22 protein-coding genes are annotated in these 24,778 nt (G+C 43.5%); 2 read left to right on the top strand and 20 right to left on the bottom strand.

Annotated features, from left to right (window positions below; genetic code table 11):
• Positions 1-71: 71 nt before the first annotated feature.
• The 4 genes from BS614_RS18775 to BS614_RS18760 all read right to left on the bottom strand — a co-directional run bounded on the left by BS614_RS18775 (position 72) and on the right by BS614_RS18760 (position 3,961).
• Positions 72-497 carry a MarR family winged helix-turn-helix transcriptional regulator gene (locus BS614_RS18775; protein WP_074095090.1) on the bottom strand — a complete coding sequence of 142 codons (426 nt, stop codon included), beginning with the start codon at positions 495-497 and terminating at the stop codon, positions 72-74.
• Positions 498-639: 142 nt separating this feature from the next.
• The gene (gene nfsA / locus BS614_RS18770) at positions 640-1,380 is read right to left on the bottom strand and encodes an oxygen-insensitive NADPH nitroreductase (protein WP_074095089.1); all 741 of its coding nucleotides are present in this window, start codon (positions 1,378-1,380) and stop codon (positions 640-642) included.
• Between the two features lie 14 nt (positions 1,381-1,394).
• A complete protein-coding gene (locus BS614_RS18765; RefSeq protein WP_074095088.1) occupies positions 1,395-2,741 on the bottom strand; it encodes an NtaA/DmoA family FMN-dependent monooxygenase in 1,347 nt (448 codons plus the stop codon).
• 116 nt (positions 2,742-2,857) lie between these two features.
• Positions 2,858-3,961, bottom strand: coding sequence for a Gfo/Idh/MocA family protein (locus BS614_RS18760; protein ID WP_074095087.1), 1,104 nt, complete (start codon positions 3,959-3,961; stop codon positions 2,858-2,860).
• 266 nt (positions 3,962-4,227) lie between these two features.
• Here BS614_RS18760 and BS614_RS18755 point away from each other — a divergent pair, with 266 nt between their 5' ends.
• On the top strand, positions 4,228-4,572 hold the full coding sequence (locus BS614_RS18755) for a winged helix-turn-helix transcriptional regulator (protein WP_074095086.1): 345 nt from the start codon (positions 4,228-4,230) through the stop codon (positions 4,570-4,572).
• Positions 4,573-5,016: 444 nt separating this feature from the next.
• Here the strand turns inward: BS614_RS18755 and BS614_RS18745 are convergent, their stop codons facing one another.
• From BS614_RS18745 to BS614_RS18685, 13 genes are all read right to left on the bottom strand, one after another.
• The gene (locus BS614_RS18745) at positions 5,017-5,979 is read right to left on the bottom strand and encodes a sensor domain-containing diguanylate cyclase (RefSeq protein ID WP_074095084.1); all 963 of its coding nucleotides are present in this window, start codon (positions 5,977-5,979) and stop codon (positions 5,017-5,019) included.
• A complete protein-coding gene (locus BS614_RS18740; RefSeq protein ID WP_074095083.1) occupies positions 5,972-6,607 on the bottom strand; it encodes a chemotaxis protein CheC in 636 nt (211 codons plus the stop codon). The genes BS614_RS18745 and BS614_RS18740 overlap by 8 nt, the downstream gene beginning before the upstream one ends.
• Complete coding sequence (locus BS614_RS18735) at positions 6,597-6,971, bottom strand: response regulator transcription factor (RefSeq protein WP_036615858.1); 375 nt, start codon at positions 6,969-6,971, stop codon at positions 6,597-6,599. The genes BS614_RS18740 and BS614_RS18735 overlap by 11 nt, the downstream gene beginning before the upstream one ends.
• Before the next feature lie 283 nt (positions 6,972-7,254).
• Positions 7,255-8,157: a carbohydrate ABC transporter permease gene (locus tag BS614_RS18730; protein WP_017688457.1), complete on the bottom strand. Its 903-nt coding sequence runs from the start codon at positions 8,155-8,157 to the stop codon at positions 7,255-7,257.
• A gap of 12 nt (positions 8,158-8,169) precedes the next feature.
• A complete protein-coding gene (locus tag BS614_RS18725; protein ID WP_084174602.1) occupies positions 8,170-9,135 on the bottom strand; it encodes an ABC transporter permease in 966 nt (321 codons plus the stop codon).
• Positions 9,136-9,247: 112 nt separating this feature from the next.
• The gene (locus BS614_RS18720; RefSeq protein WP_074095082.1) at positions 9,248-10,903 is read right to left on the bottom strand and encodes a type 2 periplasmic-binding domain-containing protein; all 1,656 of its coding nucleotides are present in this window, start codon (positions 10,901-10,903) and stop codon (positions 9,248-9,250) included.
• Between the two features lie 139 nt (positions 10,904-11,042).
• The gene (locus tag BS614_RS18715; RefSeq protein ID WP_074095081.1) at positions 11,043-12,584 is read right to left on the bottom strand and encodes a response regulator; all 1,542 of its coding nucleotides are present in this window, start codon (positions 12,582-12,584) and stop codon (positions 11,043-11,045) included.
• A 13-nt stretch (positions 12,585-12,597) separates the two neighbouring features.
• Positions 12,598-14,379, bottom strand: a complete 1,782-nt coding sequence (locus tag BS614_RS18710) for a sensor histidine kinase (protein ID WP_074095080.1) — start codon at positions 14,377-14,379, stop codon at positions 12,598-12,600.
• Positions 14,380-14,383: 4 nt separating this feature from the next.
• Positions 14,384-15,499 carry a response regulator transcription factor gene (locus tag BS614_RS18705; protein ID WP_074095079.1) on the bottom strand — a complete coding sequence of 372 codons (1,116 nt, stop codon included), beginning with the start codon at positions 15,497-15,499 and terminating at the stop codon, positions 14,384-14,386.
• Positions 15,500-15,848: 349 nt separating this feature from the next.
• Positions 15,849-16,688 (bottom strand): formylglycine-generating enzyme family protein, encoded by an 840-nt coding sequence (locus BS614_RS18700; RefSeq protein ID WP_074095078.1) that lies wholly within the window; start codon positions 16,686-16,688, stop codon positions 15,849-15,851.
• Between the two features lie 131 nt (positions 16,689-16,819).
• The gene (locus BS614_RS18695; RefSeq protein ID WP_074095077.1) at positions 16,820-17,455 is read right to left on the bottom strand and encodes a glycoside hydrolase family 11 protein; all 636 of its coding nucleotides are present in this window, start codon (positions 17,453-17,455) and stop codon (positions 16,820-16,822) included.
• Positions 17,456-17,526: 71 nt separating this feature from the next.
• Positions 17,527-18,300, bottom strand: coding sequence for an alpha/beta hydrolase (locus BS614_RS18690; RefSeq protein ID WP_074095076.1), 774 nt, complete (start codon positions 18,298-18,300; stop codon positions 17,527-17,529).
• Between the two features lie 41 nt (positions 18,301-18,341).
• The gene (locus BS614_RS18685) at positions 18,342-19,625 is read right to left on the bottom strand and encodes an SGNH/GDSL hydrolase family protein (protein WP_074095075.1); all 1,284 of its coding nucleotides are present in this window, start codon (positions 19,623-19,625) and stop codon (positions 18,342-18,344) included.
• 290 nt (positions 19,626-19,915) lie between these two features.
• Between BS614_RS18685 and BS614_RS18680 the strand changes: the two genes are divergently transcribed.
• On the top strand, positions 19,916-21,058 hold the full coding sequence (locus BS614_RS18680) for a family 8 glycosyl hydrolase (RefSeq protein WP_074095074.1): 1,143 nt from the start codon (positions 19,916-19,918) through the stop codon (positions 21,056-21,058).
• A 217-nt stretch (positions 21,059-21,275) separates the two neighbouring features.
• On the opposite strand, the gene BS614_RS18675 is transcribed toward BS614_RS18680, so the two are convergent.
• The 3 genes from BS614_RS18675 to BS614_RS18665 all read right to left on the bottom strand — a co-directional run bounded on the left by BS614_RS18675 (position 21,276) and on the right by BS614_RS18665 (position 24,766).
• On the bottom strand, positions 21,276-22,883 hold the full coding sequence (locus tag BS614_RS18675) for an ABC transporter substrate-binding protein (RefSeq protein WP_425320281.1): 1,608 nt from the start codon (positions 22,881-22,883) through the stop codon (positions 21,276-21,278).
• 71 nt (positions 22,884-22,954) lie between these two features.
• A complete protein-coding gene (locus BS614_RS18670) occupies positions 22,955-23,884 on the bottom strand; it encodes a carbohydrate ABC transporter permease (protein ID WP_036615892.1) in 930 nt (309 codons plus the stop codon).
• A 27-nt stretch (positions 23,885-23,911) separates the two neighbouring features.
• Entirely contained in the window at positions 23,912-24,766 is an 855-nt protein-coding gene (locus tag BS614_RS18665; RefSeq protein WP_036671100.1) for an ABC transporter permease, read from the bottom strand.
• Positions 24,767-24,778 lie beyond the last annotated feature (12 nt).

The raw sequence follows: 24,778 nt of genomic DNA, 5'->3' as shown, positions 1-24,778 counted from the left end.
ATAAAAAAAGCCGCTATAATAGCGGCTCTGCTTCGTTCATTTCATTTAGCTTACGTGAAGCTTGGCATAAGTTATAAGATATTTCGCTCCATTTGTTGCATGAATTGTCTCAGTATCATCCGATCTTCCGAAGAAATGGATTGAAGTAGTTTCTCTTGCTGCTCTCTCCATTTATACTCAACCGGTTTTTCTAATTCTTTGCCCTTATCGGTTAGAAAGATACGCATGATCCTTGCATCCTGTACATCACGTTTGCGATATATAAATCCGTTCTGTTCCAGTGATTTGACCATGTTTGTAACCGTTGGTGGTTCGCATTTCATATGTTCACTTAGTTGCATCTGTGTTACCCCATCACCCAACCACAGCCGATACAACAGATTATCTTGTCCTACATAGAGATTAAGTTCCCGAAGAGATTCACTATAATTTCGACGCATTTGGGAGGAAATTCGATCTAAAGACTGTCGAATATCACAATCTACTGTATCTGTCATGAACGATCCCTCCCTAACATCCGAATTATATTTAGCAGACTAAATGTATCATGTGGTTATATAGGTGTCAATTCGCCTTAGTATCGTTATAAGGGCCTTTCCTAACCAAGTTCCATAACAAAGATTGGATTTATCGTAAAGCTTATTTTTTGGCAAAACCTTGCTTGTTCAAATAGGCCATCATTTGCGGTTGAATACTTCTCTCGAGGTGATCCTGGATATGGTCACTCCATCCTTTTACTTTTTTTACGGTGAAAGGAGCTCTCGTCGGACGATTTTCATAATACTTCAGCATGGTCTCATCATAGATTGCTAATTTCTCTTGATCCATTGGTTGGTATTGATTATCAAGCAATACCATGGATTGAGGGAGCCGAGGTTTCAGTTCCGGCTTATCTCCAGCTGGATTACCGATACATAATCCCACCAGAGGTATAACATATTTAGGTAAATTCAATACGTCAGATAGTTCGCTTATATTGGCTCTGACCCCACCAATGAACACTCCGCCAAGTCCCATCGATTCAGCCGCGGTTAACGCATTTTGTGCCATCAGGCCGGCATCGAATGAACCAATCAACAGAAATTCAATATATTCAATATCCACATCCGGAGCGATTTCATGATTTCGGTTGAAATCTGCACAGAAGACCCAGAATTCTGCCGCTTCTTCAATATAGGGTTGATCGACACAGAGATGTCTGACTTTTTTTCGAAGAACTGGATCTGTGATGCGAATAATGGATACCGCCTGCAGAAGACTGAACGATGAAGTTTGATTTGCTGCCTGAAATATTGCATCTATTTGTTCCTCAGTTAGGGGTTGAGATGTGTAAGAACGAAACGATGTATGGTTATGAAGCAATTCGAGTGTGTTATTCATTAAAAAGCTCTCCTTTATTCGTTGATTCCATGTTCCTGCAATCCGTATTCGTAAGGAACGCCCATATTCTCGCGTAGTGTTTTCCCTTCATATTCCTTATGGAACAAACCGCGTTCCTGCAAGATAGGTACTACCTGATTCACAAAATCTGCAACGCCATCAAAAGATACATCGGGAACGACGGAGAATCCGTCACATGCTTCAGCCAAAAACCATTCTTCCAAGAAGTCAGCAGCCTGTGTCGGGGTGCCTGCAACAACCGGATGATAGTTGATGACCCCGTGAGCGAGAACATCCCTTACAGAGAGTCCTTCTTTTAATAACTTTAAGGCTCTCGGAGAACGTGGGTCCATGGGGTTGGCATATGCATTTTTTAACAAATCTCCCGCTAAAGGTTGATCTATATCTACAGAATTTACCGATAAGGGTAAACCAACCATGGATCCGAGGTAACTTACCCTGCTAGGGATTTCCTGGGGATTAAAGCTCATAAGCTGTTTCCGACGATCCAGAGCTTCTTCCTCCGTTGAAGCCAGAGAAAACATAAAACCTGCAAACATTTTGATATCATCGGGGTTTCGACCAAAACGAACAGCACTTTGCCTTATGGCTTGTCTGTGTTCACGGGCAGACGTAATATCATAAGGATTGGCGTACACTCCCGAAGCATATTTCCCAGCTAATTCTAATCCTTCACCTCCTCCCCCTGCCTGGAAAATCACTGGCTGTCCTTGCTCAGAGGGCGGAATGGGCAAAGGACCACGAGATGCATAATATTGACCCTGAAGGTTAATAGGCTGGATTTTGTCCATATCAGCAAATTCCCCTCCTTCTACATCTAACGTCCAAGCTTCTGGTTCCCAACTCCCCCACAAGGCCTGAACAATTTGTATGCTTTCATGTGCCTTGTCATAGCGCTCTTGGCGATTTTCAACCCGGGCACCGAAATTAGCCGCCGCTAGGGGGTCGGATGTGGTAACCGCATTCCATCCCACACGTCCATGACTGATAACATCCAGTGCTTTGAACTGACGTGCAATGTTGTAGGGATAATTAAATGTTGTAGAGAGGGTAGCAACAAGTCCAATGTGTTGTGTCTCTCTTGCTACTGCCATCAGTGCCAACATGGGGTCCATAGGGAACATAGGCGTCTGTGGGCCTAAATTGTTGGATAATCCTGGAGTGTCAGCGATGAAAATCATTTGAAATTTTCCTTGTTCAGCTAATTTAGCCCGTTCTACATAACTATCCATATTGCTGTAAGCTGCAGGATCCGTGCCAGGCATTCTCCATGCGCTAAATTCGGCTCCATAACCCGAAACCATCTGTAAAGCCAGTTGCATTTCACTTCTTTTTTTCATAACGATTTTCTCCTTCGTTCTGGACAGGCACAGATATGTGTGCCCTTTCAATAGTGCGAATATATTTAGCATGCTAAGTATCTGGATAGATCGGATTTTGTTCCGTTGAGTGAGGGTTATAGATATTGACGTTCACCGGTCTGGGCTGATTTCTCGACGGCATCCAGTAACTGATGAAGTTTCACCGCATCCGCGAAATTAGGTGCTAAGGTAGTACCTTCTTGAATATCTTTGGCAAACTTACGATAAGCCTGAGCCATGTTCAGAACAATTCCGGAGTCGTTATATAAAGAATGTGGAGCCGAGTAATAGGCATCGGGAATGGTTAGTTCACGAAGCTCGTTGTCCGTAGATCCTGCACCGCGTAATTGGTGTGATCCGAATTGAATGGATGCCGGGGCGCTCAGCACAATCGTGCCATTGTCTCCGAAAATTTCAAGTGTGAGTCCTGTCTGATGTTTAACTCCACCTTGAATATGAACACTGGCTGCTGCACCATTAGTCAATTTTCCTGTAATCATGATCTGATCATCCGTTGTTTTCTTGATGACTTTCTGAATATCTACCAATTGAACTTCTGGAAACTGTTGAGCTGTGGTGGCAGACAATTCTGTAAAGTCCCCAAGCATATAGGTAAATGCATCCAGATTGTGTCCACCTACAATGGTCAGCAAGTTCCCTCCAACTTTCCGGTCATACAAGTACGCACTCGACTTGTCACCAACGCCACCCATGCCATCTATAGAGATCTTCAGGTTGGCAGATAACACTTTACCCACATAACCTTCTGCCAATAAATCTTTTACATATTGAACGGCCGGGGCTTGTCTAGCCTGTAGTCCAATCGCATTTGGCAGTTGTGCGGACGCTATCCATTCCTGCATTTCAAACGCTTCCTCTGTATTCGACCCCAGTGGCCATTCACAATAGATTGGTTTGCCAGCAGGCACGACGGCTTTAACGGCGTTATAATGTTCCTTGACATTAATACTGACAACGACCATATCCACATCAGGATGCTGAGCCAACTCCTCCATATTATCAAAGCCGTGATCTGCATAGAAAGCTTCTGCGCTCTTCTTTGCACTTGGCATATTACTTGTTCCCACTGCGGTAAGCTCGAACTCATCCAGGTGCTCAATAGCTGGAATATGTGTGCCACTCGCCCATCCGTTATTAATTGAAGCTCCTATGATACCTGTACGAATTTTTTTATTCATTGTTAAACATCTCCCTTGTTAAAATTTACAGTATGATCGAATATCGGTTTTTCTCCAGCCCTTATCAGTCACTCGTTTCTATGATATATTTATTTAGCTTGCTAACTATTCAATCGAGATAACATTAATTATTCTTTCACACTTTAGGTAAACTAAAATTATTTTGGTGTTGACACCATCATAGATGTATTTGTTTTATTAGCAAAGAGGGCAATTTAAATGAACATAGTACATCTTTTTGTACCTTTGGATCAGGAGTGATATGAATGAGAGTTTGCAATGAAGGATTTGAACAAGAATTTATAGATGGAAAAAGTGACATGTACGCCATAGCTTTTACTCAGAATGTCCTTTCTGGGCGTTGGAAATATTTTATCTTATGGTACCTAAAAGACGAAACACGTCGATATACGGATATCAAAAAATTTCTTGGAGATCTGTCTCAAGGCTCCCTTACAAAGCAGCTTAAAGAGTTGGAGAATGATGGTGTTATTCAACGTGATGTATATCCGGAAGTTCCTCCGCGAGTTGAGTATTCGTTAACAGACAAGGGGATGAAGTTACTACCGATCCTTGAAAAGATGGAGGACTTTGGCAAAGAATACGGCTAAGCAACTTAAACTAGGCTTCCACATTACTTATCTTTGTTAAAGGGGGGATAATATGTTTTTCTTCTTTTTCTTTCTGTTGCTTGGAATGATTGGTTTATTCTTTGGGGTTAGAGCACTGAGGCGACCTAACTCGTGGCCTTTTAATCGTACGAAGGATGAACTCCATGAATACGATATGATGGGTATCAAGTTTAGAGGCGTTTTTCTCCTTGCTTTTGGTATTGTACTGACTATCGCCTCTTTCCGGCTTCTACTTATTTAATAAAAACCAAAAAAGCCGCTAATAAAGCGGCTCTCAATCGAATATGAAATTCCCCACTATGATTAAGATAATCGACATCCCGTACAGTAATAGAGGAAAAAACGTATTTTTTCTTATGTTAATCGTATAGACAAATAAAGTTGCTATTGTAGCAACTTTATTAAAAGGCATTTTTAGATTTCTTAAACATTTTCAGGTTCATAAATTCCGTAACCATTCTTGCCATTCTTTTTAATCTTGTACATGGCTCCATCCGCATGTCTCAGAAGTTCGGAAGGCTCCTGTCCATGCTTGGGAAATAGGCTGATACCAATACTCATCGAAAGGTTGATATAGTTTCCGGCAATTTTGAAATGGGTACTGAATGCAGCTTCCAATCTTTTAGCGATAATTTCAGCATCGTGATCATCTTTCAGGTGGCTTAAAATGATGAATTCGTCCCCGCCAAGCCGTGCTACTGTGTCCGTACTTGGAATCGTTTCGCTTAATCGCTTTGCCATCTCCAGCAACACTTGATCGCCAACATGGTGTCCATATGTATCATTCACTTGTTTAAACCCATCAGCATCCACAAACATAATGGCAAGTTTATTATGGTTTCTTTGAGCATGACTGATAGCCCAGGCAAGACGGTCATTATAAGCAAGACGATTAGGCAGACCTGTAAGTGGATCATGCAAAGACAAATGTTTGCTGATTTTCTCGGAGATTTTGATTTTGGCGTACTCCGTCTCCAGTTCTTTAATCAGATTTTTAAGTTTATATACCCGGGTGTTTGTGTTTGTCATGTCAGTAATCTGAATAAGGGCATAACTGCGATCTTCATGATAGAGCGGTTCAACATGCATATTTTGTCTGAATAGTTGCCCATCCTCTCCGCCATTAGGAAGAATGAATGCCTTATGTAAAGCGCTTGAGCAAAATCTGCTCTGTCCATGATACAGCGCATTTTGCAAAATATTTAGATACATGTTCGACTTAAACCGCGGGCAGACCTCAAGCAGATTCAAGCCTACTACCTCTTCTGCATTTTTGCCAGTAAAACGTTCCAACCAGGCATTCCACACAACAATTTTCAAATGTCTGTCCACGATCATTATTCCCATATGGGCTTTGTTCAAAGCTTGCGAAATGAGATTATCCATTGTCCGCCTCCAACAAAGCGTCCATTTTGGCCAGCAGACTCGATATGGAGTTCATACTTAATGCTATGACAATGATACCTGTCACATCCGTATCGGCAAGTAAAAATGAGGTATGTAAAACCAGGACATAAACTTCATTCTGAAGCAATATTTGTTGATCGGAATTGGTGACATAGATCAGTTCAATATCAGGCAGGACGTATTCCAGTTTCATCTCCAGGAAATTACCGAATTCTCCAATAATGGCGTTAAGCAGGACATTACTAACTTCCTTCAAAACGTCCAAATCCGTGTCCATCAGGTTCGGATCGTTTGGTATAACGCTCTCACCCAGTTCTCCAAGACATATGTTTGCCAATACTTTAGCCTGCTCAACAGGAAACATCAGAAATGCTTTTCCCTGAAATTCGTATCCAAACTGTAAGGATGATCTAAACAGGTGACCTTCACTGAAGAAAATGTTGTATCTTCGATCTCCAGGATCAACATCGGATATGGAGATTAGTTCCACTTCCGGAATATTCAAAACGATACGCTTGTCTACAATCTCTGACAACATGTTAGCCGCTTGTCCCACGTAAACGTTCACAAGTTCAGTCAGCAAATCCTTCTGTAAATCATTCAGCATGATAGGCCGCCTGAATCAGTTGAATCATGGTAGTTGCCTTCTCTGCGGTTAACGGTTTGTTCAGGAAGCCAGAAATGCCCAGCATTTCAACTTCATCCCTAGTTGTCTTCTGAATATCTGCAGATAAGATAATAATTTTGACATTGCTATCCGTTTCTCGAATCATTCGAAGCATCTCTTGTCCGTTCAAACCAGGCATCAGCAGGTCGGTGGTTATAAAATCAGGTTGAAATTCCTTGAATAGGTTGTATCCTTGCTCTCCATTGTTAGCAATCTGAATCTCGCATTCTGGAATATGATCAACAATCAGTTTTGTAAGTAATTTCTGTACGAAAATGGAGTCTTCCACAATTAATACTTTCATTTTCTCTTCAGTCTCCTTGATAAAATGGTAAGAGCTCGGGATGGTCAGGCGCTGTGGACAGTTCTTGATATAGGGCTTTCGCGCGCAGTGGCACCCTGAAAAGAGACTGACTGGTGAATCAAGTAAATATAAATTATAGTAACTTTAATTTAATTGTCAACAACATTATTGAATAAGTTAGATTCGTGTGCAATTGACATACTACGGCCCGCCGTTTAAAAAAACATAAAAAAACGGTCACCTAGTGACCGTTTTTGATCGGTTATCTGGAACTGCATTAAGTTTACTCTTTTACCCCTCCAAGCTGCAAGCCATGAACGAAATACTTCTGCAAAAATGGATATACGACTAAGATGGGTAATGCGGCAACAATCGTAATCGCTGCCCGAATAGATACAGGTGTGACCATGTTACGCGCAGCGCCAAGATCTGCACCATTGGCAACGGCTGCACTGCTGTTGGAATTCATAGAAGATGATAATAGTTTCATCAACTCATATTGCAGCGTGCTCAGGTTTTGTTTGGAAGATGCATACAGAAACGTATCAAACCAAGAATTCCATTGACCGACTGCAATGAACAGTGCAACAGTAGCCAGAACCGGTTGGCACAGCGGTAGAATAATGGAAATGAATGTTCTGAAATCTCCAGCACCATCAATTTTGGCAGATTCGATCAATCCCTCGGGTAGTGTCTGGATATAGGTTCGAATAACAATCATATTAAAGGCACTGATCAGCCCAGGAATAATGTACACCAGGAAGTTGTTTAACAAATGCAAATCTTTCATTAGGAAGTAAGTTGGAATAAGACCTGCACTAAAATACATCGTAAGAACAACTGTAATGGTAATGGGCTTTCGTAATATATAATCTTTTCGGCTTAGTGTGTAAGCCAGCATGGAGGTTAAGAATAGACTTAAAACTGTCCCCAAAACCGTTCTCGCCACAGATATACCAAAGGCGCTGAAGATGGTCCCTCCTGCAAATACTGCTCTGTAGTTTTGATCTGTCCATACCCGAGGCCACAGATAAATCCCACCCCGGATGGTGTCATTACCGGCATTGAATGATACGGCGAGTGTATTCACAAACGGATACAGGGTAACAATCGCGATTGCGATCATCAGTATACCATTTAACGTATGGAAGACAATCGGTTCAAGCCGAGATTTATTGATTCCCATCTCTAGTCCCCCTTATATTAATCGGTCTTCCCCGAGCCGTTTGGAAATTGAATTCGCCGCAAAGATCAGCGTGATACTAACTACTGTTTTGAAGATACCTGCCGCAGTAGCCAAAGAATAATTCCCGATCTGTAGTCCGTATTTCAGGACAAATATATCTATCGTCTGTGACCAGTCGACAACCACACCATTACCTAACAGATACTGAACCTCGAATCCAGCTTCCAAAATCCAGCCCATATTCATGATCAGCAAAATGATAACAATGGATTTGATTCCGGGTAAGGTCACATACAGCATTTTCTTATATCGGTTCGCACCATCAATCTCTGCCGCTTCATAGAGGGAAGGATCGATAGATGTGATGGCTGCCAAATAAATAATGGCATTCCAGCCAACTTCTTTCCATACATGGGATGCGCCTACAATGCCCCAGAAGTATTCCGGAACGCTAAGCCACATGATAGGTTCTTGAATGATATTCAGCTTCATGAGTACCACATTCACAATCCCACCATCTACAGATAGTGAACTTGCTACGATACCTGTCACAATAATCCATGAGAGAAAGTGAGGTAAATACGATATTGTTTGAATGGTTCGTTTATATAACTTATGTTTGATCTCATTAAGTAAAATGGCAAATATAATGGCTGTCGCAAATCCGAGTACCATATTGATGACGCTCATCGCAATGGTATTACGAAGCACGTTAAGAAATGCATCGTCTGTTAGCAAAAACTTAAAGTGTTTGAGCCCGACCCATTCCTGCTGGGTGAAACTCTTCGCAGGACTGTAATTCTGAAAGGCCATAACCCAGCCCCAAATGGGATAATACGAGAATACGAGAATGTACGCAACGATGGGCAATGACATGAACATGAGTTGTCTTTGTCCGCGCAATCGTTTTAACAGTGGTGCTTTGGTAACGACTGTACGGGTAGTTTGCTCTGGTATGGCTCCAGGCGTGTTCGCCATCTTTCACTCCTCCTATTGGCTTGCAGCGACTTTAAGCATGATGTCCTCGGAAGGCACTCGCCTGAGTAATCCTTTGGTTGGTACCTTCCGAGAGAATCATTGCCGCATTTTTTTATTTAACAGACCAGTTCTCGATTCTCCATTTCAGTTGGTCATTAATTCGATCTTCATAGGATTTGACATCGATTTTCTTGTAAGCGTCTACATATTCAGTCCAAATGTTATCGAACTCATCCGGTTTGGACATGATTGCTTTAGGCAAGAATTTCAATGAAGTGTCTGTCATTTGTTTGTTCGCTACCGCAGCATCAGAGCCTTCTTTCAGATCGACCTGCCATGCTGGATAGTACACTGGATTCTCTGGTGCAGGAGAGAAGAAATCACTCCACGTCTTGAAGCCATATGCATCCAAGAGTTCTTTATCTTCCGGTTTGAGGTTGTCATAGAATTCCTCAGGTTGGTTGATCGCTCCAATTGCATTGCCATCTTCAAATGTTCCTTCGAGCTTCGGTGCAGCAGCGTAGAAACCTTCAGCTTTGTTAACCAATCTCCATGCCGGGTCATCCTGCTCTGTCCGTTGCTCTGGTGTACGATAGAATCTTCCCTCTTCATTCACTTGATAGTCTACACCCTCTTCACCCCATGACAAGAGCTTTTGGTACTTCTCGTCCATAAGCTTATCGAGGAATTTGATGAGTGCGACAGGGTCTTCGGCATCTTTACTGATACCAAAACCATTGTTCAAGTTAATGACCGGACGGTCCAGATAATGATCTGTGATACTTGTATCATAGACAAGCGGGAAGCCTACGTATGTCTGGCCAATTTTCCCCTGTGCTACGAGTGGGTCTTCGCCGGCTTGGAAATTCCAGTGCTGGTCGAACATACTAAGCACACGTCCTGAAGAAATTTTGGCCAAATATTGATCATAGTTCTGAACAAAGGCTTCTTTATCCAGCAATCCCTCATTATACAGATTGTTTAGTTCTTTATAGTACCGTTTGGAGATATCTTTGTCGGCAAAAACGGTTGCGACTCCACTATCATCTACGACTACGCCCCCGTCATTGGGGTGACCCGTAAGATGTTCAGGTGGGTTAAGCAAAGGGAACGTCCGCCAGTCTGAAGCCAATGTAGTGAAACCAATCGTCGGTTGACCATCAATCGTTGGATTCTTGGCTGCATAATCACGGATCAACTTTGTGAAATCATCCAACGTTTTAGGAGTCGGGTACCCGGCATCCTTCAGTATGGACTTTTGAATCCAGAATGCAGGACCAGAATAATAGTTACTAATGAACTCCCCTGTATACACACCATAGTTAGGCAACCAGTAAATATGTCCATCACTGGAGTCTTTCATCCGGTTCCAGTCTTTACCGAAATGTTTCTTCAGATTAGGTGCATGCTCTTCAATGAGATCTTCGAGCGGAATAACCGCACCGGCTGATACCAATTTGGTATCTGCTGTGATCAAGTCAGGGAAATCGCCACCGGCAATCATAACGCCGAGCTTCTGTTGAAGATCACCCACAAGAAACTCCATCTCAAGATTAACGCCGAGTTCATCCTGGATCTTCTTGTAGATTCGGTTATCTTTAGCTGGCGCCTGATTTGGCGTTCCGATAAAGGCCGTGATGTTCAGTACCTCTTTCCCATCCTTTGTAGTCGTTTTCTCATTGTCACCGCTGCATCCTGCAAGTGCCAAACTCAAAGCCAGAACGAGTGATACGGAACCCCAAAGCTTCTTTTTCTTAAGTCCCCCCATGTACTTGCCCTCCTTGGAAGTGGTATGTCTTACTGTTTTTAGTATGAAGAAATGTATGCGGTTACAAAATATATACATTTAAGGTCTACCCCCCTGTAATTGTAGGTCTTATTCAGGAGGGGTTCTTCTTTTTCATGGATCAATTCGCATACTTTTGCCTGTATTCTAAAGGTTTCATGGCTGTTCGTTTTTCGAAGTGTCTGAGAAAATGCTGGTAACTGCGGTACCCTACCTGCTCTGCAATCGCACTTGATGTTTGATTCGTCTGCTGGAGGAGACGCTTCGCTTCTTCCATTCTTAGATCATGTACTACCTCGATGACACCCTTGCCATACTTTCGCAAAAAGGATTGCCCTAAATGGACAGGGTTCACGTAGAATCGTTCTGCAAGCTCCTGAATCGTAAATGTCTCTCTGTAATGCATCTGCACATATTCAGCAACCGTCGCCTGGATGCCACCAAGTTGCCTCTCCCGGAAAATAGCCAGTTCTGCCTTGCATTGCAAACAGAAATGTTCCAGATTGTTAGCAACCTCTTCTATGTTTCGATGGCCCTTCTCCAGAATTCCGCTTGCCAATTCATTCATTAGAGCATTAGGTTCTCCTCCTAATTCTCTACACAGGGACAGTCCGCGGAATATAATGTGAGTAGAGAAAATATGTACAATCTCTGGGGCAGCCTTCATCTGTATAAACAGTTCAAAGGCACCACGAATGGAACTTGAGAGTTCCTCTACAGAACCGTTTTCAAGCAAATCGCAAATATGGTCCACCTCTGACAGCGTTTCCGGATCAAACTGCCAATTCTCCAGCTGAATATCTTCGGCAAACAAAAGACGCTCTTGATTAAAAAACAAATAACGCCCAACTTCCTGAGCGGAGCGGAAGGATTCAGATAAATGCTCCAGTTTGTTGACCGTTAATCCAACCGCGATATGAATTTCTTCGCAGCCGTTATGTTGCATATTGTTCATTAAACGCTGTGTAAAAGCTTTAATTGCTTCAAATGTCTCATTTCTATCATTCGTTTCCTCCCCCCATACAAGTCCGAATGAGTCTCTTGTTCTGTCTATCACATAACAGCAAGTTGTTTCTTCAGCCGTTTGTTCGGCTACTGAACAGACTTCCTGAATATCTCCCTGAAAGGCTATCCGCAGGTATGCCCAATGGGACTTGTTTAAACGATGAAGAATCTCTGACATCTCCTCCTCCGATATATTTTGCTTATCCTTAATCAGTGCAGACAAAAACGTTTTGATCCTTTGCTCGTTTGCTTGTCCTCTTATACGCTCCTGGGTTTCACGCTCCTGCAATTGCATACGGAGGCGGACCAACATATCCTCTGCTTCTGTACTGTCAACCGGTTTGGTTAGATAGTTGGAGACACCTAATCGAATAGCTTGTCTGGCATAATTAAAGTCACTGTATCCACTCGTGATGACAAACAGCACAGACTCATGTTCCAATCGTCGTGCTTCTTCTACAAGTTCCAGCCCATTCATCACAGGCATACGAATGTCTGTCACCACGAGATCAGGTCGATCTTGTTCCATCATCCGAATGGCTTCCTCACCGTTGGCGCACACGCCTCTGATTTCGAAACCATACTTTTCCCAATTGATCAGAAGCTGTAACCCTTCAATGGCATACGGTTCATCATCGACTAACAGTACTTTATACATGAGAGTTTACCTCCTATTTCCTCTGTTCCAGCTTGGAGATCGGTATACGGTACCCTGCAATGGTTTCCTTTCCGGGTACACTGCTTAGATCAAATATCGCATTTCCTTCATAAAAGAGTTCCAACCTGCGGTAGACATTACGGAGTCCTACATGCTCGCCGTTCCTGGGTCTTTCAGAACGAATATCTCGCAGGAGTTCGGTTAATCTCCCTGCATCCATACCGATTCCATTATCGATCACCTGAATAACCAGTTCAGAAGCATTTCGTCTCGCAGTTATCTTGATCTCTCTTCCATTTTTTCGCGCCTGCAAGCCGTGTTTGCATGCATTTTCGACGAGCGGTTGAATACTCATGCGGGGAATGAGCGACGAAGCTGCATCAGGATCAACCTCGAAGGTGTAATCAAACAGCTCTCCAAAGCGAAACTTCTCAATCTGGAGATAAAGATTCGTAAATTCCAGCTCTTCTTGCAAAGGAATCAGATTGTCAGAATGACTGAGCAACTGTCTCATCAGTTTGGACAGACTTTTAATAATCTCAATTACTTCCGTATATCCATTCTTTGTACTAACGACTAGCAAGGCATTCAATGTGTTAAATAAAAAATGGGGATTCATCTGACTCTGGAGCATGGACAATTCAGTCCTCACTTGATCCAGCTCCAGATCTTTTTGGCGGATTTCCAGTTTATATACGTCATTAATCAGCGTATGAATTTTACCAATCATGATGTTAAATGTACGAATAAGCCCGCCAATTTCGTCGCGGCCTTCGTGAATTTCAATCAGATCGAATCGTTCGTTACGAACCTTCTCCATATGTCTGGATAACTTGCGAATCCGATAGTGGTAGGAACGCAAAATAATGTAGATCAATACAGAGGGGACCACGATACTTAATGCGAGCAACCCCAGAATTGATTTAAAGGCTTCTTGCAGCAGGTGGTCAAGGTGACGCGTATCGGCAACTCCAATCAATTTCCAGCCCTTTAGGTAGGCTAGATTCCCCAACGATTTTTCGAGCGTGTAAGCAGAATCTCCAGATTCCTTGAGCATTGATTCATTATCAAGGGGGGATAAGTCAGTTTCGCTGAATTCCCCACTTGAAACGACAGTTCGATTGTTGCTGTCCACCAGACGCAACTGAAGACTGTCTGATTCACGATTTAAAATGCTATACACCCGGCTAAGTTCCAGATCAATCTTGGAATACTTGTTGTAATTGGCATAGGAAGTATAGGTATCCATTTTGCCAATCACACTGATTCTTCTTCCCGCGTTAAATCCGGATGGCTCAATATAATCAACGACAAGAATGCCTCCACTGGTGGATTTCAGCTGTTTCAATCCAGGGAGTACATTCTTGTCTTTCATCACGATATAATGACTGCCCGTCTGAATGGTATCGTTATCCGTATAGATACGCACCTCCAGAATATTCGCTGACATATACCGTGTTAATTTATCTCGCAGGAATGCATGATAGACGTTGTAATAATCCACGGGGGAGTGATAGGTCCGATCCAGTGCCTCATAGAGCGAATCATCTGCTGCAATAATTCGGCTCAGGGCAACGCTCTCATCAATCATGCCTAGCAGTTCCCCTGCAGCTCTGTCGATGGATTTACGCAGATTTTCCTGTTCTCTAATCTTGATATCCGCAGAGGTTCGTTCATAAAAGAAGATATTAATCGTTATTACAGGAAGGAGAATACTAAGTACATAAATAAGCAGAAATTTGGATCGGAGAGGAATATCATTAACCTTACTGAACATCCAGAATTTATGACGCATGTAATCACCCTTGGTTTTTGTTTTTATAGACTGACGGAAGCTCCCCTGTATGCGCTCTGAACTTTTGGGTGAAATATTCAGCATCATGATATCCTAGCCTGAATGCAATGTCAGTGATCTTCATATTGGTACGTCGCAGGAGTTTACGGGCCTCCTCAACACGAAGCTGGTGCACATAGTCACTGAAACTGACCCCCATCTCCCGCTTGAACTGTTGACCCAGGTAGGCAGAATTCACGTGAATACGATTAGCTACATCTTGTAATTTAATTTTACTTCGATAGTGTTGCTTCAATTCATTCACTGCTTCTGAAACCAGCCCTCCCGTACCCGTCTTTTGCTTTAATTCAGACTGGGAAAGTTGCTTCGACAATCGAACACACAGGTCTTGCAATGTGCCGGAAGACCAACTCGCAGCATCATGCCAATCTTTTTCACATAGTATTTCTCTGCAACCCTCTCTTTTTCCATATTTTCGTAGCAACTCCCCATGGATATATCGAATGACATGATGTATCCATTCCAACGAAACCTCTGCTTTTTCACTTTTCTCTAGCAGTGCACTCACTGCAATATCGATAGAATACGTATTTTCTGCCTCAATAAACGCCAAGATCTCTTTGGAGATGTTCATCATTTGCTCTAAATCATATTCTTCGCTTATTCGATATTCATGAAGATGATCTTCATAGGTTTCATCTGTAACCATGACTCCATTTTGCTGTTTTTGCTCATTTCTGCGTTTGTCCAGAGGTTCAATCATTTCCATAAGGATTTGATGAATTTCCTCGGGAACAAGTGGTTTAAGCACATACTGATCGACCTGATACCGTATGGCTTGCTTCGCGTAATTAAAATCGGAGTATCCTGTAACGATAACAATTTTAGAGGTATAGGCGAGATCTTCTCGCAAGGTGTGAATCAAACCAAGACCATCCATAACAGGCATTTGAATATCAGTGACGACAAGATCCGGTTCAACCGAGTTGAATAAAGCAAGTGCTTCCTCCCCATCCGTTGCCGTGCCGCATAGTTCATATCCACAAGCTCGCCAGTCAATCATTGTTCTCCATCCTTCTAGCATAAACGGCTCATCATCCGCGACAATGACCTTGTACATTAGCTCACCTCACTTTTATCCTTGATCAGCTGCATGTATTTTATCTATATCAATAGGTAGATTCCAGTTGTTCTGAAAACGCTAAACAGCAGAACAACAGCAGGATTGTTGTCTGCTCGCACAACTTGGAGAACAAAATTTCTACCAATCTCATCGTCATTAATCAATAACATAGAAAATGGTTCCATCAGACCGTACTATAAGAACGCTCCGATTGTAGCGAAGCGCCGGGATAACAATTCAAGTGTAACGCTTACATTTTGGTACAACAACCTGATAAACTATAGGTTTTCACCCGACAAATTATAGGTCGGGTTCAGAAGTAATCTATTGTCAGGAAAAAGATTTTTTATTCTCCACGCACAATACGGAATCCTTGATCGGGACCAAAACCATTTGCATCAAATTTGCCTCGAAATGATATTTCATTGTTATTGACACCGCCAATCCAGCCTCCGCCTTTTACAACTCGCCAGGATTGATTGGGACTCTCCGAATCACTGTACCAGTCCCAGCACCATTCTCTCACATTCCCAGACATATCATAGATTCCTAACTCATTCGCCTTCTGAGTTCCGACTTTTTTGGTTTGATTACGATTGCTCTCAATAGCGGGCCAGCTCCAGTCACCCGTCAGAATGTTCTCGCCGGCATTTACCCAGTACCAAGCAACTTCATCAGGATTGTTACTTCCACTGTATGTGTAATGTAAGCTCTTTTGACCTCCGCTTGCAGCGTATTCCCATTCTGCCTCTGTGGGTAAACGGTAACCGTTGGCGTCCTCGTTGATCGTTACATTCCATTTTATAGTGTCGTTTTCATTGTGATTATTCGTGTCCTGGTTGTCTTTATCTATATTGTAATAAGGTTTCAGGTTTTCTTTTATACTTTTTTGATTACAGTATTCCACTGCGTCATACCAGCTGACCATTTCAACAGGCTGGTCATCTCCCTTGAAGCCAGAAGGGTTTTCCCCCATAACCTCCATCCATTCTTTTTGAGTTACTTCGTATTTGCCAATATAGAAGGAATCCAACGTTTCATTCCTATCAATCTGACTTGGCTTACTACTCTTGAAGGCTCCCCCTTCGACAAATACCAAGTCATCGTTTAATTTGGTATTACTTGCTGAACAAGCACTTAGACTAACAACTATAGCGATTAAAGTTAACCATACCAGCTTCCTCATTCAATTATTCTCCTTTACTAAGCTTAAATCCGGCAACGTCGAGGTCGTTAGTCTGGAGAATAACGTTACTCAACGCTACCGGAAAATTGAATTCAAATGCAGGTCAGAAGTTGAACTGCATCACATCATTTTTACCAAACCGTCACGTTTGCGCTTCCGCTGCTTTGATAACCTTCCGTTGCCATCACCTGATAGGACCAGCTGTTGCCTAAGTACATCCCTTTGCTCGCCCATGCATTCACATGATTACTGAACGTGATGGTAGAATTGACTCCGATTGGTTTCTTGGACTGTCTAACACTCCAATACTGAGGGAAAGTCTGCGTACCATCAATGGAAGGTGCATTGTATCTCATCGTTGTATAGATGTCATATGTGCCGCCATCACTAGTCATAGAGCCCTTATACGTTCCGGTCGGACGATACGTTCCCCAGCTATCCACCACGTAATATTCAATTAGAGCGTTTCTAGTCCAACCATAGAAAGTGAGATAGCCGTTACCTGAAGGAGAGAATACGCCGGCATTGTAATTGACCACTCGATTAGGCGTACCAGATGTCCACCCTTTCCCAACAACAAAGTTGCCTACATTCTGCCAGTTTACACTATAATTCCCTCCTGATCCGTTAACAGCGTTGACCGTTCCTCCACCATCTGTCCAATTTTGCCAATAATCTGTTGCAGCGCTGGATGTTGCTGCAAAGACACCAAAACTCATGGAAGCTGCGAGAACAACGGTCATTAATTTTTTGCCAAATTTGAACATGGATGATACCTCCTGATATTTTAATAGATTTGGTTGATGCTACAATCCGATATGAATGTTTTTCAGCAAATTCACTTAAAAAGACGTTGCGAAAACAGATACAGATCGTTCTTCCACACGGGCCAATCATGTCCTCCACTTTCCTCATGCCAAATGTGAGGTACTCCGTGTTGCGCCAAATATTGGTGAACCCCAAGACTAATCTCTATAAGATTGTCCTGTTCACCGCAAGAGATCCATAACAGCGAGAGTAATGAAGGCGCTTTCGAAAGATCAGGGACAAGTAGCTCCGGACTTCTGGTGTTTGGGGCTGCGGAGAAAGCACCGATCCATGCAAAATGGTCTAGATTACTTAATCCGATATTTAAGGATTGACCTCCACCCATGGATAAACCAGCAATCGCCCTTTTATCCCGGCTTTTATGCAAAGGGTAGTTCGACTCCATGTAAGGTATCAAATCGTTGAGCAGATCGGATTCAAACCGTTTAAATGCTTTGATTTTCTCAGGTTCAAACAGGTCTCCTTCGGCTCGGTCATTCGACATTGCGCGACCGTTGGGGAAAACAATAACCATCGGCTCAAGCAAGTTATCGTTGTACAGATTATCGAGAATAATTTGCGGAGAACCGTGAGTATGCCATTCGGTTTCGTCTCCACCAATACCATGCAAAAGAAACAGTACAGGATACATCGTTGTCGAAGAAAATTCTGGTGGGGTGTACACCATCGCTTTACGGGAATTGCCAACCGTGGTGGAAGGATACTCTACCGTCTCCATGACTCCACGTGGTATATTCTCCCGATACTGGTCATATCCCGTTACTGCTGGTGAGATCAATTCCATTCTCTTTTCCTCCGAACATATGAGTGACTATCAGTCTTCAGTTAATCCACATATCCAAAACCCAGAATGGTGAAGCATTTATGTTCATGACCTTCCGCCATTTCGATCTCGATGAAGTGCTCCCCCACATGCTCTTCGTTAAGCAGAAGTGTGGCATGGCAATGGGTCCAGTTCACTTGACGCGGATCGACTTTTTGGACGAATACCCCATCTACCTTGATATGTGCAGTTCCGAATTCATCGTTACCAGAATCCTTGAAGATCAGAATGAGGCTTTTACACTGCAAACTTATCCGAAAGCTGCTCTGAGCCTCTTTGTCCTCTCCTGTACGCATCCAGTTGTTGGGGAACTGAGGTGTACCATAGTCATGAGCATCCATCTCAGCCATCTGCAGATCCGTGTCTGTTTTACAAAAAGAGCCTGCATCAATTCGGGCAATATGATTGCCGTTTTTCCGATCCAACAGCTTCACATTAACAAATTCATTTCCAATTAGCGGAGCTTTTTCAATATCATGATCTTTCTCATCCCACTCAGAACGATTCGTCACGTCGAACAAATATTCCAAACAATCGGCCATAATTCGATGCCCTATGTTAGTTGGATGATATATATCATGGAAAAATTGCTTTTTGGAAATAACGTTGCCTTCACCTTTTGTCTTATTGAACTGATCTACGACAGCATCTTTCACACTTACCATTGGCAGATCATAATGCCAGCCTACCGGAGCGAGACGATCCTGTAGATTCCAGTCATTTTCGAATACACTGAATAACAAGATGACCGCTGGCTTGTTATCGGCAGTAAGTGCTTTGAGTACCAGACTCTCGTAACATTTACCTTGGGTTTCATCATCTGCGTCATTGACTGCGAATTCGATTATGACAATATCCGGCTGAACGGCACCTCCCCTCAGCACATCACGATCATAACGTACAATCCCCAGTTCTGAAGGAGTTCCACCTACACCTGCTTTAATCAGATGAATCGGACTATCTTTTGAAAGCGCAAACATAAACTTGAACGACTCATACGACCGATAAGCGTAACTTTGGAGATGAATAGGTACTGCACCAGCACCATGGGTAATGGAGCCTCCAATATAAGCGATAACGACAGGTTCGCCGTTTTTTGCCTTCTCAATGGCTCGTTTCAATCTGACATTATTCCCTTTGTTCAGAAGAGATCGGCCAATCATGTCGCGATATCCATGTGATTCAAAATCAATTGCGGGCTTGACTGCCGACGCTGTCACTCCAACTGGATCGCGCGGTGCAGTGAATTCCGTGTTTTCACCTGCATCTCCTGAATCCGGGCGCATAAATCACCATCACATCCTTCCGGTTAGATTCTGACCATCCTCAAACAACATTTAAAGGATCACAGCTTGTATTATTATTAGATCAGATGTGATCCTTCTCCCAAAGTGTAGCGCTTACATAATTTTACAACAACCTGACAAAGTATAGGATTTTAACTAATATATCATTTTAATTTGAGTACAATGACATGCAGATCAGAACACCTATAATTTTTCATGTAAACGCTTTAATTTGTACACTATTTCCATGTTATAATTTTGAAAAACCGCATTGATGAAGGAGGATACTCATGAATATCACGGGTCAAGGCGCGTGGGATACGGGTACATATACAAATCTGTTTTTGACGCTAGGTTACGATGAGAATGAGATCACGAACAGATTGGAAGAAACATGGAACGAGCTGTTTTATGGCGATGACAATACTCGAATATATTACCCCATGGGTGAGGACAAGGGTTATTTGCTGGACACTGGTAATCTCGATGTTCGCTCCGAGGGCATGTCCTATGGCATGATGATGGCTGTTCAGATGGACAAAAAGGAAGAATTTGATCGACTCTGGAATTTCTCACACTCGTTTATGCAGCATAAAGCGGGTCGTTATAAAGATTATTTTGCCTGGCAATGCAAGCCTGACGGAACCCGACTCTCGCAAGGTCCTGCTCCTGATGGTGAGGAGTTTTTTGCCCTGGCACTTTTTTTTGCCTCCAACCGCTGGGGCGATGGCGCTGAACCTTATGATTACAAGGTACAAGCCCGCAAGATCCTTCGTGCATGTATACATCAGGGCGAAGACGGCGAAGGCGATCCCATGTGGGACCCGGAAACAAAACTGATCAAATTCATACCAGAAACACCGTTTAGCGACCCATCCTACCATCTGCCTCATTTTTATGAGCTATTCGCGAAATATGCGGATGAAGAAGATCAGCGCTTCTGGAAAGAAGCGGCGGCCGCTAGTCGCGCTTACCTTCATACAGCCTGCCATCCCGTAACGGGACTATCACCTGAATATGCGAACTATGACGGCTCTCCGGCTCCAATACAGCCGCATGGTGATTTCAGACATTTTTACAGTGATGCCTACCGTGTTGCTGCGAATATAGCGCTGGACTGGGAATGGTTCCGCAAGGATCACTGGCAGATCGAACAATCCAATCGGATTCAATCCTTCTTCAGTGATATTGAAATGCCCGATTATCGTCGTTATACAATAGAAGGGGAACCTTTCGACGAACCTTCACTGCATCCTGTAGGTTTGCTGGCTACCAATGCCATGGCTTCACTGGCTGCGGACGGTCCACATGCTGACACATTCGTTCGCAAGTTCTGGAACACACCTCTGCGTCAGGGAGAGCGACGTTATTACGACAATTGCCTGTATTTTTTCAGCATGCTGGCCCTAAGCGGAAGATATCGCATGTACTAAGGGAATGTGCACGAGCCGTTGAACCTGTCCTGTGAACGTTTGGCTTGCAGGACAGGTTCAATCACTGAATTTTAAGAAGGATGCAATGATATTACGATTTAATCTATATCAATAAAAAACGTTCCCGGCTCGCATATGTTGACTGCGAACTGGGAACGTTTGGTTGTAAAAATACAGGCAGTAACTTTTCCCGCTCTGTATGATTCAGATACTTTAATTATTTGGAAACAGAAGAAGTATCATAGGAAGACTGCATAATCTCCAGATATCGATTAATGTTCAGTCCCTCCAGGCCTTTCACATATTCATCCCAATCCTTATCCAGACTTTTGGCGCCTGTAATAAATTGCAGGGCGTTCTGATCGATGTAATCCTTGAGATTGGTCTGCATCATGCTGGCTTCATCAGCTTGGGACGGATCTACCCACAATGCCCAATGAGGGAAAATCTCTTTCGGTTCCTTGCCCTCCATTAACAATGTCGCCTCATAGAGACGTCGCTCACCACCATCATTGGCATAGATGTCTGTCCCCTGTACTTCGGAGTCCCGATATGCCTGATAATGATTGTACTGACTCAATGCAGCCCAACTGTCATTACGAGGTTCTTCTCCAGAAGGAAGCGGAATGGCTTTATATAACGGCTCAATCTGATCATTGAGCGCCACTTCTCCTTCTTGTGGTTTGCGCCAACTTACGCCCTCTTCTCCCAGATATGATGCCATGGTTCCTTCCTGGGTATAGAGATAATCCAGCAGCTTTATGGCCGCGATCTGCGTTTTCTCACTGGCTTTGTTTGTCAGTACAAAAGACGCTCCGGGATCAATCGGATAGTTGTACGTAGCATAAGCAGCATGGGGTCCCTTCAATGGAGGGATGGGATTGTAATCATTCCCGTAAGGAGAACCTTCGGCAGTGGTTACGAATAACGATGGATGCATCGCTGCTCCCGCACCGAGAAGCTGTGCATCAGCGTTATCTCCAATTTTTTTGAAGGCCCCGACGTTTTGGGTAAATGCCCCGGGATCAATCAACCCTTCATCGTACAGGGATTTAATATAGGCAAGCCCTTCTTTCCACTCCGGTTTGTTCACTACGGTCTCCACTTTCCCCTGATTGACAATGAGATAATTCCGATCGTCGTCATAGATGAAACCGTTCATCAAGTACGGAATAATATGCACACCGAAATTTTCAGTCGAACCGCTTAGCGGTACTTCGTCGGCTTTACCGTTCCCGTTCGGGTCTTTCGTTTTAAATGCCCGAAGCATTTCCTTAAATTCTTCTGTCGTCGTGGGTTCGGTCAGGCCCAGTTGTTCCATCCATTTGGTGTTGACCCACATCTTGTTTGGGTATGAACAGTGGAAACATTCATTCAGCCCCGTCAGACCGTAGATATTTCCGTCTGGAGCGGTGTTCATGGCCCGATAATAGTCATTGCTTTCAAGCACTTTTTTAATATTGGGAGCATGCTCCTCAATCAGATCATTCAGCGGCAAAATAACCCCCTGCTGACCAAACTTCAACAAGTCTGTCTGGGAGAAACGATCTACCCAAGGGATGAGCAGATACAAGTCCGGATAATCACCGGAAGCCAGTGAAATCTGTCTTTTCTCCGCTGCACCGTCGAATGGAACCGTAGTCCAGTTGAACTGAATATCAAACTTCTCTTCCATTTTCTTCGTGAATTTATTATTGGACAGGTTGGTATCCGAACCCTGGTGGGCAAACACATTAATGGCTGTCTTGCCTGATGGATCGCTGCCTTCCCCGTTCCCCTTATCAGAACTTGAACATCCGGCAAGTACCAACGAGGTAAACAGCATACAGGCAAGAATGATGAATTCCGCTTTTTTCAATACAATCCTCTCCCTCATGAATAATAGAAAAAATGAACTTATCCTTTGACTGAGCCAATCAACATACCTTGCACGAAATACCGTTGAACAAAAGGATAGATGATTAGCACCGGCAAGCTGGCCATCACAATTAACGAGTACTTCATGAGTTCAGCCATTTGCTGCTGTTTGATCATTTCCGATGCATCCATGCTCCCCGTACTGCTGTTCAGAATAAGAATGCTGCGCAATATCAGCTGTAGCGGATAGAGCGACTGTGATTTCAGGTAAATGAGGGCGTCAAAGTATGCATTCCACTGACCAACAGCGTACATAAGTGACAACACGGCGATAATCGGTTTGGCGAGTGGCAGGATAATACTGAAGATAAACCGGATGTCACTGCAGCCATCGATGTCTGCTGCTTCGGACAATTCTTCCGGTATCGAATTCTGAAAAAAGGTACGGGCAATGATGACTTGCCATACCCAGACGGCATTGGGAATCAGCAACGCCCAGCGGGTATCAATCAGTCCCATGGTTTTGACCACCAGATAGGTAGGGATCAAACCGCCTGAGAACAACATGGTGAAGGTAATAAACATCATTAACGAGCTGCGACCAACAAACGTTTTTTTGGATAATGGATAAGCAATCATAATGGTCAGTGCCACGCTGATGAAGGTGCCGCAGGCTGTATAGAAAAGGGAATTGGCATACCCGGTAAGGACTTGATCATTCCGCAATACAGACTTGTAACCGTCAAACGTCAGGTCAATGGGCCACAACCAGACTTTTCCCGAAGAGACGGCAGCTGGGCTACTGAGCGAAGAACTCACAATATATATCAAGGGATACAGCACGGCAATCAGCACCACTGTCAACATGAAGTAAACAACCGTTATAAACACGCGGTCTCCCCAGGATTCACGAATCGTACTACTGCTCTTGATCCGCGAACGACCTGCATTTGTCTGTGTGTTAGGCATGAGTTGGTTCTCCTCCTTTCGCTCCCGTTACCATAAGCTTGTATTGGACAGTCGCTTGGCGACCGCGTTTACGATTAATAGCAGAATCAGGTTAATCACCGAGTTGAACAGGCCAACCGCAGTAGCGAAGCTGTAATTGGCATTCAGCAATCCTATTTTATAGACATACGTGGAGATGATCTCCGAAGCAGACAGGTTGAGCGGATTTTGCAGCAAATATATTTTTTCGAACCCAACAGCCATGATATTCCCTACACTCAGGATCAGAATGATGACTGCTGCCGGAAGTAGTCCAGGCAGATCAACATTGATGATTTTCTGTATTCGGTTGGCTCCGTCCACTTTGGCGGCTTCATACAGGGATGGATCAACACCTGCCAGAGCAGCCAGATATATCACAGCGGAGTACCCCATTCCCTGCCACACATCGGAGAATACGTATATGGATCGAAACAGTCCAGGCTCACCGAGAAAATTCACCGCTTCGAAACCAAGGGCACCTGCAATCGTGTTGACAATACCCAGCCTAGGAGACAGAAAGAGCATAATGATGGAGACCATAACAACGGTAGAGATGAAATATGGAGCATACGTCACCATTTGTACTGTTTTTTTGAATCGTATGTTTTTGATTTCGTTCAGCGCCAGCGCCAGTAATATAGGAATCGGGAAACCAACGATCAGGCTGTAAAACGAAATGTAGAGCGTGTTCTTGATCAGCATGACAAACGCCGGATTTTTGAAAAGTAATTCGAAATACTTGGTTCCGGCCCACGGACTGCCCCAGATCCCCTTGATGACGTTGTAATCTTTAAATGCCAGGACCGCATTCACCATGGGTACATACTTGAAAATAATAAAGTAAGCAATCGGTGGCAGGATCAGCAGATACAG

The organism is Paenibacillus xylanexedens (assembly GCF_001908275.1).
Lineage (GTDB): Bacteria > Bacillota > Bacilli > Paenibacillales > Paenibacillaceae > Paenibacillus > Paenibacillus xylanexedens_A.
This window is presented reverse-complemented; position numbering and strand designations above follow the sequence as displayed.

Bases quoted from the DNA above. Each gene is read 5' to 3' on its own strand.
- BS614_RS18720 (WP_074095082.1), bottom strand. From the start codon at position 10,903: ATGGGGGGACTTAAGAAAAAGAAGCTTTGGGGTTCCGTATCACTCGTT.
- BS614_RS18740 (WP_074095083.1), bottom strand. From the start codon at position 6,607: ATGCTGAATGATTTACAGAAGGATTTGCTGACTGAACTTGTGAACGTT.
- BS614_RS18775 (WP_074095090.1), bottom strand. From the start codon at position 497: ATGACAGATACAGTAGATTGTGATATTCGACAGTCTTTAGATCGAATT.
- BS614_RS18755 (WP_074095086.1), top strand. From the start codon at position 4,228: ATGAGAGTTTGCAATGAAGGATTTGAACAAGAATTTATAGATGGAAAA.
- BS614_RS18680 (WP_074095074.1), top strand. From the start codon at position 19,916: ATGAATATCACGGGTCAAGGCGCGTGGGATACGGGTACATATACAAAT.
- BS614_RS18710 (WP_074095080.1), bottom strand. From the start codon at position 14,379: ATGCGTCATAAATTCTGGATGTTCAGTAAGGTTAATGATATTCCTCTC.
- BS614_RS18695 (WP_074095077.1), bottom strand. From the start codon at position 17,455: ATGTTCAAATTTGGCAAAAAATTAATGACCGTTGTTCTCGCAGCTTCC.
- BS614_RS18745 (WP_074095084.1), bottom strand. From the start codon at position 5,979: ATGGATAATCTCATTTCGCAAGCTTTGAACAAAGCCCATATGGGAATA.
- BS614_RS18760 (WP_074095087.1), bottom strand. From the start codon at position 3,961: ATGAATAAAAAAATTCGTACAGGTATCATAGGAGCTTCAATTAATAAC.
- BS614_RS18730 (WP_017688457.1), bottom strand. From the start codon at position 8,157: ATGGGAATCAATAAATCTCGGCTTGAACCGATTGTCTTCCATACGTTA.
- BS614_RS18670 (WP_036615892.1), bottom strand. From the start codon at position 23,884: ATGCCTAACACACAGACAAATGCAGGTCGTTCGCGGATCAAGAGCAGT.
- BS614_RS18690 (WP_074095076.1), bottom strand. From the start codon at position 18,300: ATGGAATTGATCTCACCAGCAGTAACGGGATATGACCAGTATCGGGAG.
- BS614_RS18700 (WP_074095078.1), bottom strand. From the start codon at position 16,688: ATGAGGAAGCTGGTATGGTTAACTTTAATCGCTATAGTTGTTAGTCTA.
- BS614_RS18675 (WP_425320281.1), bottom strand. From the start codon at position 22,883: ATGCTGTTTACCTCGTTGGTACTTGCCGGATGTTCAAGTTCTGATAAG.
- BS614_RS18735 (WP_036615858.1), bottom strand. From the start codon at position 6,971: ATGAAAGTATTAATTGTGGAAGACTCCATTTTCGTACAGAAATTACTT.
- BS614_RS18765 (WP_074095088.1), bottom strand. From the start codon at position 2,741: ATGAAAAAAAGAAGTGAAATGCAACTGGCTTTACAGATGGTTTCGGGT.
- BS614_RS18705 (WP_074095079.1), bottom strand. From the start codon at position 15,499: ATGTACAAGGTCATTGTCGCGGATGATGAGCCGTTTATGCTAGAAGGA.
- nfsA (WP_074095089.1), bottom strand. From the start codon at position 1,380: ATGAATAACACACTCGAATTGCTTCATAACCATACATCGTTTCGTTCT.
- BS614_RS18725 (WP_084174602.1), bottom strand. From the start codon at position 9,135: ATGGCGAACACGCCTGGAGCCATACCAGAGCAAACTACCCGTACAGTC.
- BS614_RS18715 (WP_074095081.1), bottom strand. From the start codon at position 12,584: ATGTATAAAGTACTGTTAGTCGATGATGAACCGTATGCCATTGAAGGG.
- BS614_RS18685 (WP_074095075.1), bottom strand. From the start codon at position 19,625: ATGCGCCCGGATTCAGGAGATGCAGGTGAAAACACGGAATTCACTGCA.